Here is a 16,704-nt window from a genome sequence, read left to right as displayed (position 1 = left end):
GGCATTGATCTGCGCCAGCACCCGCCGCGCGACCGAGGCGCCGATCGCCCAGCCCACCAGCCGCCCGCCTTGCTCGCGCACCCGCTCCTCGATCGCGGCGCGCAGCGAGTCCTCCTTGCCGGCCAGGGCGGTTTTCAGTTGCGCCAGGATGAAGCCGAACACTTCCTGGTGCCGGCCGCCGTCGACCAGGCTGTGCATCGCGCGGGCGACGACCAGCCCGCCGCCGGGTCCGCCGACGATCCGCGGCACGATCCGCGCCAGGACGCGGCGGGCGCGGCCGTCCTCCACGCTGGAGAGGATACGCGGCAGCATGCCGGCCAGCGCCACCGCCGCGGGGCGCGAGGCCGCCGGATCGGCCAGGAACCGGTGCAGGATCGACGGCAGGTCGAGCTTCGCCAGGACGTTGGAGACCTCGGCGCCGGTGAACACGTGGTTGGCCACGAACCGCCCCAGCGCCTGGCCCAGCCGGTGGCGCTGGTTCGGGATGATCGCGGTATGCGGGATGGGGATGCCCAACGGATGGCGGAACAGCGCCGTGACCGCGAACCAGTCCGCGACGCCGCCGACGAAGCCGGCCTTCGCCGCCGATTGCAGCAGGCCGGACCACCAGTTTTGCGGGATCGCATAGCTGACGCCGGTCAGGATCGCCATCAGCAGCAAAAGGCAGGACGCAAGCGCCCGGTGCCGCCGCAGCGACCGGCGGGCGAGGAAGTCGACGTCGGTTTCACTCATCGTGCCCCTGTTTAGGCGCAGAGACAGTCTTCCGTCCAACCGGCTGCAATGTTATACAGTAACTATGGTTGACCCCCTCTCCCCCATCGCAGGCGCCTCCGCCCGGCTGTTCCTGGCGGTTGTCGTGCTGGCGGCGGTCTGGGGGATCGTGGCGTGGGCGCTGTGACGCCGATCACTTTTCATCATGTGGCGCTTCGGCACGGGCAGCGTGTCGTGCTGTCCGACGTCACCGGCGTCCTGGCCCCCGGCAGCCTGACGGCGCTGGTGGGGTCCAACGGCACGGGCAAGACCACGCTGCTGCGCGCCATCGCCGGCCTGCACCCCGTCGCCGCCGGCACGATCGACCGCGGGGCCCTGCGCCCCGCCGACATCGCCCTGCTGGCCCAGGGCAGCCACCTGGACCGCTCCTTCCCGATCACCTGCCTGGAGGTCGTGGCCCTGGCCGGCCCGCGCGTCGGCGTGCTGCGCGCGATCGGCCGCGACCGGCTGGCCGCCGCGCGGGCCGCGCTGGCGAAGGTGGGGCTGGAGGGGTTCGAGCGGCGGCATATCGAGGCGCTGTCCGCCGGCCAGTTCCAGCGGGTGCTGTTCGCCCGCACCATCGCGCAGGACGCCGCGCTGATCCTGCTGGATGAGCCGTTCACCAACGTCGACACGGACACCGTCGCCATCCTGCTGTCCGTCATCGCCGACTGGCACGCCCAGGGCCGCACCGTCGTCGCGGTGCTGCACGACCTGGACCTCGCGCGCCGGTATTTCCCCCAGGTCGTCACCCTTGCGGACGGGCATGCGACCTGGTTTCCCCAGCCCCCGATCGGCCTGATCCGAGCCGCCTGATGCTCGACGTCCTGCTGGAGCCGTTCGCGCTCGGTTTCATGCGCCGCGCGCTCGCCGGGTGCCTGGCCTTGTCCGTGGCGGCGCCGCCTTTGGGCGTCTTCCTGGTGCTGCGGCGCATGAGCCTCATGAGCGACGTGCTGCAGCACGGCGTCCTGCCCGGCATCGCGGTCGGGGCGATCGTCGCCGGCCTGTCGGTCTGGGCGATGGGGCTGGGCGGCATCGTGGCCGGGCTGACCGTGGCGATGATGGCCGGATGGCTCGCGCGCCGGACGGGGGGGAAGGAGGACAGCCAACTCGCCGGCATGTACCTGGTGGCGCTGGCGGCCGGCGTCGCGCTGATCTCCATGCAGCACGGCATCGACCTGACGCACCTGCTGTTCGGCAACGTGCTGGCCGTGGACGACCCGGCGCTGGTCGGGATGGCCGCCGCCGCGACCGTCACGCTGCTGGTGCTGTCGGTGATCTGGCGGCCGCTGGTGCTGGAGAGCCTCGATCCCGGCTTCGTCGCCGCCACCGGCGGACGAGGCGGGTTGTGGCACCTGCTGTTCCTGACGCTGGTCGTGCTGTGCGTGGTGTCCGGCTTCGTCGCGCTGGGCACGCTGATGGCCGTCGGGCTGATGATGCTGCCGGCCATCGCGGCGCGGCACTGGTCCGACTCGCTGGCGGGGCAGGTCAGGGCGGCGGTGCTGGTCGCCTGCCTGTCGTCGTTCGGCGGCCTGGTCGCGTCGTACTATTTCAACATCCCGGCCGGTCCGTCGATCGTGCTGACGGCCGGCGCGTTCTGGATCGTCAGCCTGCTGCTGGGGCCGCGCGCCGGATTGTGGCGGCAAGCCATACCCAGCGCCTGAAAATGCCTTTTTCTGGCGGCAAACGTCCCCCGGCGCTAAGGAGCACCGGATGGACTGGTTTCGCCGCAAGGTTTTCGTCACGGGGGGCGCAGGCTTCCTCGGCTCCAACCTCTGTCACGCGCTCGCCCAGCGCGGGGCCCGCGTCGTCGCGCTCGACGGGTTCCTGTTCGGCGGCGGCGCCAATCCGCGCAACCTCGACGGCGCCGATATCGACCTGGTGCGCGGTGACATCCGGGAGATCGACCTGCGCAACCTGTGCGAGGGCGCGTCGGTCATCTTCAACCTCGCCGCCCAGACCAGCCACATGGGCGGCCAGGCCGACCCGCTGGCGGATATCGACATCAACGCCGTCGCCCAGGTCCGGCTGATCCAGGCCGCGCGGGAAGCCGCGCCGGAGGCGATCGTCGTGCATGCCTCCACCCGCCAGTTCTATGGCCGGGTGGAGACGCTGCCGGTTGCCGAGAACCAGCCCGTCGCCCCGCCCGACGCCAACGGCGTGTCGAAATTCGCCGGCGAGCAGTACTGGATGCTGGAACACCGCGTCCGCAACCGCCCCGTCGTCTCCCTGCGCCTGACCAACTGCTACGGCCCCCGCCTGCGCATCCGCGACGCGCGGCAGACCTTCCTGGGCATCTGGATCCGCTGCGTGCTGGAAGGCCGCCCGTTCGAGGTCTGGGGCGGCGAGCAGTTGCGCGACCTGACCTATGTCGACGACGTCACCGCCGCCTTCATCGCCGCCGCGGAGAACCCGGCCTGCCACGGGCAAATCTTCAACATCGGCGGTGCGCCGCCGGCCTCCTTGCGCGACCTGGCGGACCTTGTCGTCAAGGTCTCGGGCGGCACGGCCAGCTACCTCACCCGCGAATTCCCCGCCGACCGCGCGCGCATCGACATCGGCAGCTACCACGCCGACGACACCGCGTTCCGCGCCGCCAGCGGCTGGGTGCCGCGCACGGGGCTGGAGGAAGGCATCGGCCGCACCATGGACTGGTACCGCACCCGGCTGGGAGATTACCTATGATCCCTCAAGCGAACCCCGGCGCCGGCTATCGCGCTCTGAAGGCGGAGATCGACGACGCCGTCGGCCGCGCGTTGTCGTCCGGCTGGTACGTCCTGGGCCAGGAGCTTCGCGCGTTCGAGGCGGAGTTCGCCGCCTGGCTGGGCGTCCCGTCGGTGATCGGATGCGGCAACGGCACGGACGCGATCGCCCTGGCGCTGCGCGGCCTGGGCATCGGACCGGGATCCGCCGTCGTCACCGTATCCCACACCGCCGTCGCCACCGTGGCGGCGATCGAGATGGCCGGCGCCACGCCGCTGCTGATCGACATCGATCCGGTCCATTACACGCTCGACCCGGACGCGCTGGCCGAGGTGCTGGCGTATCCGCCGCCGGGCCTGCCGCCGATCCGAGCGGTGATCGCGGTGCATCTGTACGGCCAGCCGGCCGACCTGGATCGGATCGTCCCGCTGTGCCGGGACCACGGGATCGCGCTGGTCGAGGACTGCGCCCAGGCGCACGGCGCACGGCTGCACGGCCAGCGCGTCGGCACGTTCGGGGACGCGGCGACGTTCAGCTTCTACCCGACCAAGAACCTCGGTGCGCTGGGCGATGGCGGCGCCGTCGCGGTCAAGGACCCGGACCTGGGGGCCCGTATCGCCGCGCTGCGGCAATATGGCTGGCGCCAGCACTACATCAGCGACGAGGTCGGGGTGAACAGCCGCCTGGATGAGGTCCAGGCCGCGATCCTGCGCGTCAAGCTGCCCCACCTGGATGCGCAGAACGAGCGCCGGCGGCGCATCGCCAAGGCCTATACGGCGGCGCTGCCCGCCTGCCTGGTCGCACCCAGCGTCCGCGCGGACGCGGGCCACGCCTTCCATCTGTATGTCCTGCGCAGTTCGGCGCGGGACGCGGTGCAGGCGGACCTGCGGGGCCTGGGGGTCGGGACGGGCATCCACTATCCGGTCCCGGTCCATCGCCAGCCCGCCTACAAGGACCGGGTGCGGCTATGGGACGGCTGCCGGAAAAGCGAGACGGCGGCGGCCGAAGTGCTCAGCCTGCCGCTTTATCCCGAACTGACGGACCAGCAGGTGCAGACGGTCTGCCGGGCCCTGCATCAAATCGCCGGTCATTTGGGGACGACGGACTGATTGCCCCCCGGTGATCCCGGCGGCGGGATCACCGGCGTCGCGCCTTCGCGCGGCGGGGTGACGGTCATGCCCGGGTCGACCGCGGGCGGTTTGATCGTGCCGTGGTCCTTCGACAGCTTCTCGCTGAGCGTCCCGCGGTCGTGATCGGCCGGGGCGATCCTTTCCGGCGGCGTGTTCGGCCGCCTGGTGGGAGGCACCGGCACGGTGGGGTTCTGCGGGGCCGGCGTGGCGGTTGGCGGCTGCTGGGCCAGGGCCACGCCTCCGGTTGCCAGGAATAACGACAGGATCGCTCCGGACATCGTTTTTCGGGTCATGGTGCCTCCTTGCGCCAAGCGGCGGTGACCGCGATCCCTTTGCCGCCGTGGGCGGCCGGCCCCTTCATGGCCGACGCGATCGCATCGTCACCGACAACCAAGCCGCGGGCCGACGAACCCTCGTCATGACCGGCCTTGGGCCGGCCATCCACGACGTCAGCGACATCAACCGGTCAAAGCCGTGAAGGGCCGGGGCGAGCCCGGCCAGGAAGGCCGCGATCAGTGCCGCTTCTTTCTCACACCCAAGCTTTCGGCCCGCCCCATCTCAACGCACGAGAGGCCTCGCCGTTTCCGGCCTCACCGGGAAGCGATAGTCGCCGGCGATGGCCTGCACTTCCTGGAAGAAGCCGTCCACCGCGGCCCGTATCTCCTCCGAGTCGCCCTCCCTGTGGGCCAGGGCGTTCAGCGCAAGGACCTTGCGCGTCTCAACCCAGCGCGGCGGATCGTCCGTCCGGATGGCCAGATGGGTGATGAGCTGGCGCGCCACCGTTTCGAGCACGGCAAGGCGTGCGGAGAGATCGGCGATCTCCGACATTCGAGGCTCCCGCTGTCATGGTGTGGCGGCTGCTTACCACCCGCCCGCGCCGCGTGGCAGTCGAATCGCCCGACCTATCGCGATCGTGAGCAGGGGCGCCTTGCCACGCCGCGGGTGCGAATCCCGGATAGGAAATCGCCGCCGGCCATGCGAAAATCCTTTCGCTTCGATAATCGTGGTGGGATCGTCCGATGGCGTGTTTCTGCAAGGAGAGCGTCTCAACGCTGGCGCTGACGCTGCCGAGTCTTCAGGCGGCGGCGACGATGTCGATGTCGCTGTCGCTCACCGACCAGCTTGGCGCGCTGGCGCGGATGATGCTGAACCTGGGTGTCGGCTTCAATCCCGACCCGTCCTGGCTGGGGATTTCGTTCCCCAGCCTGTCGCTCAACGCCGGCGCGATGGCGACGCTGTCGGCCTTCGCCCAGTTGCAGGCGACGATGGCGCCGCTGGGGATCGACCTGACCACGCCGGCGGGCGCCAGCGCCTTCGCGCAGCTCGCCGCGTCCATCGCCGCGCGGTTGCCTGGGCTGGGCCTGGGCCTGGGGGCCAATCTCGGCGCCTGGACCCAGCTCTCGGCGGCGTTGCAGGCCTGCGCGCAGATCCGGGCGGGATTGGCGCTGGACCTGTCGGCGCCGCTCGGCCTGGACGTATCGGCGTGGAGCAGCTTCCTGATGCAGTTGCAGATGCTTCTGCCGATGCTGTCGCTGGTCTCGCAGCTTGGGCTGACGGGCAACATCGCGGCGCAGCTTGCTGCGATGCTGAAGGTCATGTTGGGGATCCCGATGCCGCAATTCTCCCCTGGCTCCCTGTCGGCGATGGCCAGCCTGAGTTCCGCGCTGTCCGCCGTCGCGCAGATCAACGCCATGCTGGGGATCAACGCATTGTCGCTTGGACTGCCGGCGGTGCAGGCCATGGTGCAGGAACAGGTCCAGGCGACCGTCGGCGCGGTGCAGAGCACGCTGGGCCTGTCGCTCGGCGCGGCGATCCCGTTCCTGGCGAAGTTGCAGTTGGGGCCGACGATGATCGCGACGCCGTCGAACGTGATGGCCGCGATGAACCTGCAGCTGCCGGCGATGAACTGGCAGGTCCCGGCGATGCCGAGCCTGCCGGTGCTGAGCATCGGGCTGCCGATCGCGGCGCTGGCGGCTCAGTTGAAGGCGGCGCTGAACCTTAGCATGGCGCTGTCGCCGTGCATGGGCGGGTGCGACATGGCGGCGTTGGGGTTTTGAGGGGTTGCGGCTTGGGACGGAATGTCGTCGATCCATCTCCGTCGGGATGCTGCCCCTCGTCGGCTTGCCGTCGTCGCGGCGCATCCATGGCTGGTGCGGTTATCACCTGCGGTCGTTTTCGCGCGGAGACGAGCGCTTCGCGCTTATGGAGGGCTCGGAGGCCACGGAGTCATTTCTTTGGCGAATTCAGAGAGTCCGTATTGTATTCGGAACGATAGGCTGCGACCGGGACAATGATCTGCACCTCCATTTTTGCCGTCGCGGGCTGCTGGTGTGCGCGAACGGAGGTGCTGTCGATCATCTGCTGTCGCCGTCATGCGCGGCCGTGATGGCGTCCATCAGCCGGTCCCATACGCCTGCTTTTCGCCATCGGACGAAGCGGTTGTAGCAAGCAGTGCGCGGACCATAGCGCGCCGGAAGAGCGCGTCAGGGCGTACCGGACCGCAACACCCGGAAAATGCCGTTCGGCACGCGCCGGTCGTCTACGCGTGGCACGCCTCGGGGCTTGCTGGGTAGCAGCGGCTCGATCCCGCACCACGCGAAATCGGACAGATCGTATCGGCATCATGCCGACGCTGAATCGGAGTTTCGCGCGAAGGGAAAGCCGCCAGTCGATAACCACGCCAATCCTTGCCGTTGCGGCCATTGCGTCACAAGCTGACATGAAGACATTCAAGCGGCTCGTGAGGGGAGAAACCAATGTCGACATCACTCTATGACCTCAGCGTGCCGACCTTCCTGCAGACTGTGAGGTCCATCGGAGGCTTCCTCGACCGTGCGGCCATGCATTTCGCGGAGACGGGTGTCGATCCCGATAATTTCGTGAACACGCGCCTCTTCGACGACATGGCACCCTTCCATTTTCAGATCGAAGCGGCGTGGCACCATTCCGTGTGGGGGGTGGAGGCCCTGAAGACCGGCGCGTTCACGCCTCCCGCCCTCGTCGGGCCGGTTCCTTTCGCCGACCTGCAGGCCATGATCGTCAAGGCGGAAACGGCGCTGCAGGCGTTCACTCCCCAGGAGGTTAACGGCTGGACGGGCAAGGACCTGGACCTTCAGATCGGCCCGCGAAGGCTTTCCTTCACGTCGGAGACTTTCATTCTCTCCTTCTCACTGCCAAACTTCCATTTTCACGCCGTCACCGCATACGACATCCTGCGATCACGAGGCGTGCCGCTGGGTAAGCGTGATTACGAGGGGCGGCTGCGCACCAGATCATCCTAAGATGAAAATCCTCCATCCAACGACCGGATCGTCGCCAACCAAACAATCCAGTCATTCGCCGTTTATGGGTCCACGGCGTGGATGACGTCCGTAGTTTGATTCGCGTCGCCTGGAAATACTGTTGCAAGCCGTCAGGCTGGTCGACGGCAAGCAAGGGCGCCACCACACCGTCTCCGTACTCTCCGTGTCTCGGTGAAGTCCGCGCAGCGGACGTCTCCGTGCGAAACGAACGTCCGCGATACACGGATCGATGTTTGTTTCGGAGAGAATATAGCGGAGCGCTGCTATACGACATTAAGTCAGGAAGTGCTGATCAATCCAGGCATTTGGATAGAGTTTCCCGTTACGGGTTCGTCCCAAAACGAGGCTATCGCGAAGAAGCGGATCGGCGACTGGCTGCAAGGATAAAGTCATAAGTTCTCCAGCGGTGCGCTCTCCACCGCAAGCGCTGGGCGCGCAGCCCTCCGGCCGCCATGACGGGATTGACTATCTGTACCGACCCCGAAGCATTCCTCCCAGCACCCCTCAAAAAAAGTTGACGCTCCCCGGCGTTGCGCTTAATCAGCGCGGCGGGCCACGTCCCCCCACCGGGACGCTTCTCTTCTGAAAGGGAGAGCCGCAATGGTAGACACCGCCAAGCCGGACGTCCGTCCGAGCAATCCCAATTTCTCGTCCGGGCCGTGCGCCAAACGTCCGGGATTCACCCTCGACGCCCTCTCCGGCGCCTTTCTCGGCCGCTCCCACCGCGCATCCGCCCCCAAGGCTCGGTTGGCCGAAGTCATCTCCCTCTCCAAATCCATCCTCGGCATGCCCGCCGACTGGCGCCTGGGCATCGTCCCGGCCTCCGACACCGGCGCGATGGAAATGGCGATGTGGTCGCTGCTGGGCGCGCGCGGCGTCGATGTCGTTGCATTCGAGAGCTTCGGCGAAGGCTGGGCGACGGACGTCGCCAAGCACCTGAAGCTGTCCGACGCGCGCGTCATCAAGGCCCCGTACGGCAAGCTCGGCGACCCGGATGCCGTCGACTTCGCCCGCGACATTGTTTTCACCTGGAACGGCACCACCTCCGGCGTCCGCGTGCCGAACGCCGACGGCATCCCCGCCGATCGGGAAGGACTGGTGATCTGCGACGCTACGTCCGCCGCCTTCGCCATGGACCTGGCCTGGGACAAGCTGGATGTCGTGACCTGGTCCTGGCAGAAAGTGCTGGGCGGAGAGGCCGCGCACGGCATGCTCGCGCTGTCGCCGCGGGCGGTGGAGCGGCTGGAGACCTACACGCCGCCCTGGCCGCTGCCGAAGATTTTCCGCCTGACCGCCAAGGGCAAGCTGAACGAAGGCATCTTCAAGGGCGAAACGATCAATACCCCGTCCATGCTGTGCGTGGAAGATGCGATCGACGGGCTGCTCTGGGCGCAGAAGATCGGCGGCCTGCCGGCGCTGATCGCACGCTCCGAAGCCAATCTCGCCGCCGTCGCGGCGTGGGTGGAGACCTCGGACTGGGCCGACTTCCTGGCCGAGGAACCGGTGACGCGGTCCTGCACCTCGATCTGCCTCAAGATCACCGCGCCCTGGTTCACGGCGCTGCCCGCCGAAGGGCAGGCGAAAGCGGCGAAGCAACTGGCCGCGCTGCTCGAAAAGGAAGGCGTGGCTTACGATATCGGGTCGTATCGCGATGCGCCGCCGGGCCTGCGGATCTGGGGCGGCGCAACGGTGGAGACCGCCGATATCAAGGCGCTGCTGCCCTGGCTCGACTGGGCCGCGACCCAGATCGCCGCTTCATTCGCTCCTGTCCAGTAACGAAGGGCCAGTCCCATGCCGAAAGTGCTGATCAGCGACAAGCTGTCGCCGGCGGCTGTCGAGATCTTCCGCAGCCGCGGTGTCGACGTCGACCTGAAACCCGGCCTGTCGCCGGCGGACCTGCGGGCCATCATCGCCGACTATGATGGCCTGGCGATCCGCTCCGCGACCAAGGTCACGAAAGAACTGCTGGATGTCGCGACGAACCTGAAAGTCATCGGCCGCGCCGGCATCGGCGTCGACAATGTCGACGTGAAATCGGCCACGGCGCGCGGCGTCGTGGTGATGAACACGCCGCACGGCAACACCATCACCACCGCCGAACACGCCATCGCGATGATGTTCGCCCTGGCGCGCCAGATCCCCGAGGCGTCCGCTTCGACCAAGGCCGGGAAGTGGGAAAAGAACCGCTTCATGGGCGTTGAGCTGACCGCCAAGACGCTGGGCCTGATCGGCTGCGGCAATATCGGCTCGATCGTCGCGGACCGCGCGGTGGCGCTGAAAATGCGCGTCCTGGCCTACGATCCCTATCTGTCGGAAAAGCGCGCGACGGAGCTTGGGGTCGAGAAGACCGACCTGGAAACGCTGCTGGCGCGGGCCGATTTCATCACGCTGCACGTCCCGCTGACGGATGCGACGAAGAACATCCTGTCGCGGGAGGCGCTGGCGAAGACGCGCAAGGGCGTGCGTATCGTCAACTGCGCCCGCGGCGGCCTGCTGGACGAGCAGGCGCTGGCGGACGCGATCAAGTCCGGCCACGTCGCCGGCGCCGCGCTGGACGTGTTCGAGGTCGAGCCGGCCACCGACTCGCCGCTGTTCGGGCTGGAGAACGTGGTCTGCACCCCGCATCTCGGCGCCGCCACGGCCGAGGCGCAGGAGAACGTCGCCCTGCAGGTCGCAGAGCAGATGAGCGACTTCCTGCTGACCGGCGCGATCACCAACGCGATCAACATGGCCTCGGTGTCCGCCGAGGACGCGCCGCGGATCAAGCCGTACCTGGAGCTTTGCCGCCAGTTGGGCGCCTTCGCCGGCCAACTGACCCAGGCCAGGGAAGGGGCGATCGCCAAGGTGACGTTCGAATACGAAGGCCAGGTCGCCGCGCTGAACACGCGCCCGCTCAGTGCGGCGATGCTGGCCGGGTTGCTGTCGCCGCTGATGGACGGGGTGAACATGGTCAACGCGCCGGTGATCGCGCGCGACCACGGGATCGACGTGGCCGAGACCATCCATGACCGCCCCAGCGCCTACCAGACCCTGGTGCGCCTGACGGTGGAGACCGCGACGATGACCCGTTCGGTGGCCGGCACGCTGTTCGCCGGGTCCCGGCCGCGGATCGTGGAGATCAAGGGCATCAAGGTGGAGGCCGATTTCGCCCCGCACATGCTGTATGTCACCAACCAGGACAAGCCGGGCTTCATCGGCCGCTTCGGCGCGACGCTGGCGGGGGCGGGGATCAACATCGCCACCTTCCACCTGGGCCGAGCGGAGCAGGGCGGGGACGCGATCTGCCTGGTGTCGGTGGATGAGACGGTGCCGGAGGAGGTCCTGGCGATGGTCCGCACGCTGCCCCTGGTGGTCCAGGCGACCGGCCTGGCGTTCTAACCGGTTGGATTGGCGTGGTTTCCCGACCCGGCGACCACGCCTGCGTACCCGGCAGGGCAGGCCAGACCGCGCGGTGACATCGGCAAGTGTCTGACCGGAAACCAAAATCCGGCGCTTTTCGCTGTTGACTCCGGCGCCGTCCTGGCTATAACGCCCGCTCCCGGCCGCCAGGGTGCGCAAGCGCCCTGCGTGGCTCGCATTGTTTGTATCGAAAGTCGCAACCCATGTTCGCTGTCATCCGCACGGGCGGAAAGCAGTACCGCGTCACGCCGAACGCGGTGCTGAAAGTCGAGAAGCTGGACGCCGAAGCGGGCGGCACGGTCACCTTCACCGATGTCCTCGCCGTGGGCGCGGACGGCAACCTGACGATCGGCGCGCCGACGGTGGCCGAGGCCAGCGTCACCGCGACCGTGATCGCGCAGGACCGCCTGGACAAGGTCATCATCTTCAAGAAGCGCCGCCGGCAGAACAGCCGCCGCCGCAACGGCCATCGCCAGCACGTCACCGTGCTGCGCGTGAACGGCATCAACGCGCACGGCCAGACCTACACGGCCCCTGCCGCCGCGGTCGATGCGGCCGAGTCCGCCGCCGTCGTCTCGGGCGTCGCCCCGGAAGCGGTCGAGAACGCCGCCCCTTCGCAGGAGTAATCCCCCATGGCTCATAAAAAAGCAGGCGGTTCATCCCGCAACGGGCGCGATACCGAAGGCCGCCGCCTCGGCATCAAGAAGTTCGGCGGCGAATCCGTCATCGCCGGCAACATCCTGGTCCGTCAGCGCGGCACCAAGTGGTACCCGGGCGCCAATGTCGGCCTCGGCCGCGACCACACCATCTTCGCGCTGGTCGACGGCAAGGTGAAGTTCACCCGCAAGTCGGAAGGCCGCGTCCATATCTCGGTGGAGCCGCTGCCGACCGCCGCGGAATAGGCCGACCCATACTCTGTTACGCAGGCGGGGGTCGGCCAAAGCCGGCCCCCGTTCCGTTTTCCGGTGACCCGTCATGAAGTTCCTCGACCAGGCCAAGATCTACCTGCGCTCCGGCGACGGCGGCGACGGCGTGGTCGCGTTCCGGCGGGAGAAATACATCGAGTTCGGCGGCCCCGACGGCGGTGACGGCGGCAAGGGCGGGGACATCGTGTTCGTCGCCGAACCCAACCTGAACACGCTGATCGACTTCCGCTACACCCAGCATTTCCGCGCGCCCAAGGGCGGCAACGGCGCGGGTTCGGACAAGACCGGCGCCGGCGCCGGGCCGGTCGTGATCACGGTGCCGATCGGCACGCAGATCTTCGACGACGACCAGGAAACGCTGCTCGCCGACCTCGACGCGCCGGGCAAGCGGGTGGTCCTGCTGAAAGGCGGCGACGGCGGCTTCGGCAACGCGCATTTCAAGACCTCGACCAACCGGGCGCCACGGAAGGCGACGAAGGGATGGCCGGGAGAGGAGCGGTGGGTGTGGCTGCGGCTGAAGCTGATCGCCGATGCCGGGCTGGTCGGCCTGCCCAACGCCGGCAAGTCCACCTTCCTGTCGGTCGTCTCCGCCGCCCGTCCCAAGATCGCCGATTACCCCTTCACCACGCTGCACCCCCAGCTTGGCGTCATCCGCCTGTCGATGGCGGAGGAGTTCGTCCTGGCCGACATCCCCGGCCTGATCGAAGGCGCGCATGAAGGCGCCGGCCTCGGCGACCGGTTCCTGGGCCATGTCGAGCGCTGCGCCGTGCTGCTGCACCTGATCGACGGCGCCGCCGGCGACGTGGTCAAGGCCTGGCGCACGGTGCGGGCCGAGATGGAGGCCTATGGCGGCGGCCTGGGCGGCAAGCCGGAGATCATCGGCCTGAACAAGGCCGACGCGATGACCCCGCGCGAGGCCTCGGCGCGCATGGCGGCGCTGCGCAAGGCGTCCGGCGGCCGTCCGGTGTTCCTGCTGTCCGGCGCCACCGGCCAGGGCGTGCCGGAGGTGCTGCGCGCGCTGCAGAACGCCATCCACGACACGCGCCGGGAACAGGCGGCGTGACCGCCCCCTCTCTCGCCAACGCCCAGCGCCTCGTCATCAAGATCGGCAGCGCGCTCGTCGTCGATGAGAAGCACGCCGCGCCGCGGGCCGCCTGGCTCGACAGCGTGGCGGCCGATATCCGTGCCCTGCGCGACCGGGGCGTCGACGTCATCGTCGTCTCGTCCGGCGCCATCGCCCTGGCGCGCCGCACCCTTCGCCTGACGCAGAAGCGCCTGCGGCTGGAGGAGAAGCAGGCCGCCGCGGCGGTCGGGCAGATCCAGCTTGCGCAGGCCTGGAGCCACGCGCTGTCCGCGCGCGGCCTGACCGCGGCGCAGCTTCTGCTGACGCTCGACGACACCGAGGACCGGCGCCGCTACCTCAACGCCCGCTCGACGCTGAATACGCTGCTGGGCCTGAACTGCATCCCGGTCATCAACGAGAACGACACCGTCGCGACCGCCGAGATCCGTTTCGGCGACAACGACCGCCTCGCCGCGCGGGTGGCGGAGATGATGCAGGCCGACCAGTTGGTCCTGCTGTCGGACATCGACGGCCTGTACACCGCCGACCCCCGCCGCGACCCGGACGCGAAACACCTGCCCATCGTCGAGGCCGTGACGCCGGCGATCGAGGCGATGGGCGGCGAACCCCCGCCCGGCTACTCGTCCGGCGGCATGCGCACCAAGCTGGTGGCCGCCCGGATCGCCACCCAGGCCGGGTGCGCGATGGCGATCGCGATCGGCAAGGTCGAACGGCCGCTGCTGGCGCTGGAGCAGGGCGCGCGCTGCACCTGGTTCCTGCCGACGCCCGAGGGCCGCAGTTCCCGCAAGCGCTGGATCGCCGGCTCCCTCTCCCCCCAGGGCGCCCTTACCGTCGACCAGGGCGCCGCTCGGGCGCTGGCCAAGGGCGGCTCCCTGCTGCCGGCCGGCGTGCGCGCCGTCGAGGGGTCGTTCGGCCGCGGCGACCCGGTGACGATCCTGGGCCCCGACGGCTCCGTCCTGGGGCACGGGCTGTCCGCCTATGCCAGCACCGAGGCCGAACGCATCGCCGGGCACCGTTCCGACGAGATCGAGGCGATCCTGGGCTGGCGCGGCCGCGACGAGCTGGTGCACCGCGACGACCTGGTGCTGGGCTGACGGGCTGCGTCAGCGCAGCGTGCGCCGGAAGAACGCCACCACGGCGGCGTTGAACCGCTCGTGGAAACGCGCACGGTCGAAGCCGTCCCGTTCCGAACAGACAATGGGTTCCGTCCGTGCCAGCGCCTCCGAACAGGGGGCGAGGAAATCGAAATGATTGGCGCCGGCGACGAGGTGGTAGTCGGGCTTGGTCGGCAGGCGGTCCCGGATCGGCTCGATGTCGTCCGCTTCGGGCAGGAACTGGTCGTCGCCGGCCGCCCATAGCTGCACCGGAACCGTCACCCCGGACAAGCCCGCCCGCGTGAAGACGAAGCCGATCGCCGGCGCGGCAAGCACCAGGGAGCGTATCCGCGGATCGGCGACCCAGCCCGCGCGCGGCAACTGCGCGACCCGCGGTGCCGGATGCTCCTCCGTGGCGCGACAGACATAGGCGTCGGCGTGATGGGCGCAGTAGGCGGGGAACAGGTCCAGGTCCGGGACCGCGCCGGCGGCGATCAGCGCGGAGAAGCCGCCCGCCGAAAACCCGAACAGGCCGATCCGGCCGGGGTCGACCTGGCGATGGTTCGGCCAGTCCCGCAGCATGAAATCGATCACCGCATGGATGGTGCGGGGCGGGTCCTCGAAATGCCGCGTGCGGGTCTTGTCCAGATAGTTGTCATGCGGAAATTCCGGCGCGGCGACGACGAAGCCGGCCCGCGCGAGCGCGAGCGCCGTGTCGTCGTGATCGCCCATCGACCCGTCGGTGCCGTGGGCGATGACCACCAGCGGCAGGTCGTCGCCGACCACCGGGGCGTCCGTCGCGACCGACTGGACGCGCGGGCCCAAGGCGACATCCCCAAGGACGACGTCGCCCTGGACACCGGCCCCCTGGACACCGGCCCCCTGGACACCGCCCCCCTGGACACCGCCCCCCTGGATAGGGCCCCCTGGCGTATTGTCCTTAGCCACACCCTCCACCGGATACCAGACGCCCACATTGATCGGCGCGTCGGTCGGATCCCCCTGCAGGGCCGGCACGTGGACGATCGAGAAGCCGACCGGAGGCTCCGCGGCCATGGCTTGCCAGCCGGCGGCGAACGTGGCCACGATGACCGCGACGCGCACCGCCGGCGCGATGACTGCGAGACGCACCGCCGGCGCGATGATTACGACGCGCACCGCCGGCGCGATGACCGCGGCGCGCATAGCCAGGAGGAAACGGGGATGGCCCTGTCGGTTCAGCACGTGCATCTGAAGGCCCACGACGTGGAGGCGACGATCAAATACTACATGGACAATTTCGGCGCGACGCGGAAGGCCGAGATGCCGGGCCGGGGCTGGCAGCTCGACCTGCACGGCGTGCAGTTGAACGTCACCGGCCTGATTTCCGAACAGAACCACAAGCAGTTCTACGGCATCGAGCACATGGCCATCGTCACCGACGACTACCCCGGCACCCTGGCGAAGCTGCGCGGCAACGGCGTCGAGATCCTGGAGGAACTGAAGGGCGGCAGCGGCAACCGCGTCGCCTTCGTGCAGGCGCCGGACGGGGCGCAGATGGAAATCATCGAGAAGGCCTGACCGGAAGGTGTGACCCATGGCGCTCGCGGACCGCATCCCGTTCGGCGTTTCCCTGCCGCATCGCTCACCCGACGCGTTTGCTGCCCCCACGGGCGGTGCCCCAACGGGCGCTGCCCCAATGGGCGGGGCAACGGGCGGGGCAGGCTTCGACATGGCGGCGATCCGCACCGTCGCCCAGCGCGCGGAGGCCTATGGCTTCCGCGACCTGTGGGTGACCGAGAACACGTTCGACCACGTGACATGCTTCGACGCGCTGACGCTTCTGACCTATGCCGCCGCGCTGACCAGCCGCATCCGTCTCGGCGCCTCGGTGCTGGTGCTGCCGGTGCATGATCCGCGCTGGGTCGCGCATCAATGGGCGACGCTCGACACCGTCAGCGGCGGCCGAGCGGTGATGGGCGTGGGGATCGGACGGCCGCAGCACTACCAGGAGTTCGAGATCCCGATCGAAGGCCGCGTCGCCCGCTTCCGCGAATCCGTCGGCGTCATCCGCGCGCTGTGGTCCAGCGAGAGCGTGACCCATGCCGGACGGTTCTACCATCTGGACAAGGCGCGCCTGGGCCTGCGTCCGGTGCAGGCGCCGCTGCCGATCTGGATGGGGGTCGGTCATCCGGACGCGATCCGCCGCAGCGCCGTATTGGCCGATGGCTGGATGGGCGCCGGCGGCTCGACGACCGAGGATTTCCGCCGCGCGGTCCCCATGCTGCGCGAAGCGCTGGAAAAGGCCGGGCGGGATCCGGGGGATTTCCCGATCTC

The 16,704-nt window shown here is 68.9% G+C and carries 17 protein-coding genes and 2 pseudogenes; 14 read left to right on the top strand and 5 right to left on the bottom strand.

Annotated features, from left to right (window positions below):
* Positions 1 to 732: DUF445 family protein (locus VHB27_RS15975; RefSeq protein WP_325602212.1), on the bottom strand; the 732-nt coding region annotated here is incomplete at its 3' end.
* A 153-nt stretch (positions 733 to 885) separates the two neighbouring features.
* On the opposite strand from VHB27_RS15975, the gene VHB27_RS15970 reads away from it, so the two are divergent.
* From VHB27_RS15970 to VHB27_RS15955, 4 genes are read left to right on the top strand one after another with little or no spacing between them, the layout of a single operon-like run.
* Positions 886 to 1,566, top strand: a complete 681-nt coding sequence (locus VHB27_RS15970; RefSeq protein WP_325602210.1) for a metal ABC transporter ATP-binding protein — start codon at positions 886 to 888, stop codon at positions 1,564 to 1,566.
* A complete protein-coding gene (locus tag VHB27_RS15965) occupies positions 1,566 to 2,414 on the top strand; it encodes a metal ABC transporter permease (RefSeq protein WP_325602208.1) in 849 nt (282 codons plus the stop codon). Before VHB27_RS15970 ends, VHB27_RS15965 begins: the two co-directional genes overlap by 1 nt.
* A 49-nt stretch (positions 2,415 to 2,463) precedes the next feature.
* On the top strand, positions 2,464 to 3,435 hold the full coding sequence (locus VHB27_RS15960) for an NAD-dependent epimerase/dehydratase family protein (protein ID WP_325602206.1): 972 nt from the start codon (positions 2,464 to 2,466) through the stop codon (positions 3,433 to 3,435).
* Positions 3,432 to 4,562 (top strand): DegT/DnrJ/EryC1/StrS family aminotransferase, encoded by a 1,131-nt coding sequence (locus VHB27_RS15955; RefSeq protein ID WP_325602204.1) that lies wholly within the window; start codon positions 3,432 to 3,434, stop codon positions 4,560 to 4,562. Before VHB27_RS15960 ends, VHB27_RS15955 begins: the two co-directional genes overlap by 4 nt.
* Here the strand turns inward: VHB27_RS15955 and VHB27_RS15950 are convergent.
* Positions 4,541 to 4,876, bottom strand: coding sequence for a hypothetical protein (locus VHB27_RS15950; RefSeq protein ID WP_325602202.1), 336 nt, complete (start codon positions 4,874 to 4,876; stop codon positions 4,541 to 4,543). The genes VHB27_RS15955 and VHB27_RS15950 overlap by 22 nt on opposite strands.
* A gap of 265 nt (positions 4,877 to 5,141) precedes the next feature.
* Positions 5,142 to 5,411, bottom strand: coding sequence for a hypothetical protein (locus VHB27_RS15945; RefSeq protein ID WP_325602200.1), 270 nt, complete (start codon positions 5,409 to 5,411; stop codon positions 5,142 to 5,144).
* Between the two features lie 191 nt (positions 5,412 to 5,602).
* On the opposite strand from VHB27_RS15945, the gene VHB27_RS15940 reads away from it, so the two are divergent.
* Positions 5,603 to 6,640, top strand: coding sequence for a hypothetical protein (locus VHB27_RS15940; RefSeq protein WP_325602198.1), 1,038 nt, complete (start codon positions 5,603 to 5,605; stop codon positions 6,638 to 6,640).
* A gap of 250 nt (positions 6,641 to 6,890) precedes the next feature.
* On the opposite strand, the pseudogene VHB27_RS15935 reads toward VHB27_RS15940, so the two are convergent.
* Positions 6,891 to 7,192: pseudogene (locus tag VHB27_RS15935) on the bottom strand (transposase); the annotation flags it as partial.
* A gap of 147 nt (positions 7,193 to 7,339) precedes the next feature.
* Here VHB27_RS15935 and VHB27_RS15930 point away from each other — a divergent pair.
* The 7 genes and pseudogenes from VHB27_RS15930 to proB all read left to right on the top strand — a co-directional run bounded on the left by VHB27_RS15930 (position 7,340) and on the right by proB (position 14,388).
* Positions 7,340 to 7,864, top strand: a complete 525-nt coding sequence (locus VHB27_RS15930) for a DUF1993 domain-containing protein (RefSeq protein ID WP_325602196.1) — start codon at positions 7,340 to 7,342, stop codon at positions 7,862 to 7,864.
* Between the two features lie 621 nt (positions 7,865 to 8,485).
* On the top strand, positions 8,486 to 9,661 hold the full coding sequence (locus VHB27_RS15925) for a phosphoserine transaminase (RefSeq protein WP_325602194.1): 1,176 nt from the start codon (positions 8,486 to 8,488) through the stop codon (positions 9,659 to 9,661).
* Positions 9,662 to 9,676: 15 nt separating this feature from the next.
* Positions 9,677 to 11,263 carry a phosphoglycerate dehydrogenase gene (gene serA / locus VHB27_RS15920; protein WP_325602192.1) on the top strand — a complete coding sequence of 529 codons (1,587 nt, stop codon included), beginning with the start codon at positions 9,677 to 9,679 and terminating at the stop codon, positions 11,261 to 11,263.
* Between the two features lie 224 nt (positions 11,264 to 11,487).
* A pseudogene (gene rplU, locus VHB27_RS15915) lies at positions 11,488 to 11,796 on the top strand (50S ribosomal protein L21); the annotation flags it as partial.
* Between the two features lie 120 nt (positions 11,797 to 11,916).
* Entirely contained in the window at positions 11,917 to 12,186 is a 270-nt protein-coding gene (rpmA, locus tag VHB27_RS15910) for a 50S ribosomal protein L27 (RefSeq protein ID WP_325602190.1), read from the top strand.
* A gap of 73 nt (positions 12,187 to 12,259) precedes the next feature.
* On the top strand, positions 12,260 to 13,273 hold the full coding sequence (gene obgE, locus VHB27_RS15905) for a GTPase ObgE (RefSeq protein ID WP_325602188.1): 1,014 nt from the start codon (positions 12,260 to 12,262) through the stop codon (positions 13,271 to 13,273).
* On the top strand, positions 13,270 to 14,388 hold the full coding sequence (proB, locus tag VHB27_RS15900) for a glutamate 5-kinase (RefSeq protein WP_325602186.1): 1,119 nt from the start codon (positions 13,270 to 13,272) through the stop codon (positions 14,386 to 14,388). Before obgE ends, proB begins: the two co-directional genes overlap by 4 nt.
* A 9-nt stretch (positions 14,389 to 14,397) precedes the next feature.
* On the opposite strand, the gene VHB27_RS15895 is transcribed toward proB, so the two are convergent.
* Positions 14,398 to 15,573: an alpha/beta hydrolase family protein gene (locus VHB27_RS15895; protein ID WP_325602184.1), complete on the bottom strand. Its 1,176-nt coding sequence runs from the start codon at positions 15,571 to 15,573 to the stop codon at positions 14,398 to 14,400.
* Between the two features lie 18 nt (positions 15,574 to 15,591).
* On the opposite strand from VHB27_RS15895, the gene VHB27_RS15890 reads away from it, so the two are divergent.
* Positions 15,592 to 15,948 carry a VOC family protein gene (locus VHB27_RS15890; protein WP_325602182.1) on the top strand — a complete coding sequence of 119 codons (357 nt, stop codon included), beginning with the start codon at positions 15,592 to 15,594 and terminating at the stop codon, positions 15,946 to 15,948.
* 16 nt (positions 15,949 to 15,964) lie between these two features.
* On the top strand, positions 15,965 to 16,704 hold a 740-nt coding region (locus VHB27_RS15885; RefSeq protein WP_325602179.1), incomplete at its 3' end, for an LLM class flavin-dependent oxidoreductase.

It is taken from the genome of Rhodopila sp., assembly GCF_035548235.1.
Classification (GTDB): Bacteria; Pseudomonadota; Alphaproteobacteria; order Acetobacterales; family Acetobacteraceae; genus Rhodopila.
The sequence above is the reverse complement of the archived record's forward strand: the minus strand, read 5'-3'. Positions and strand labels throughout refer to the sequence as shown.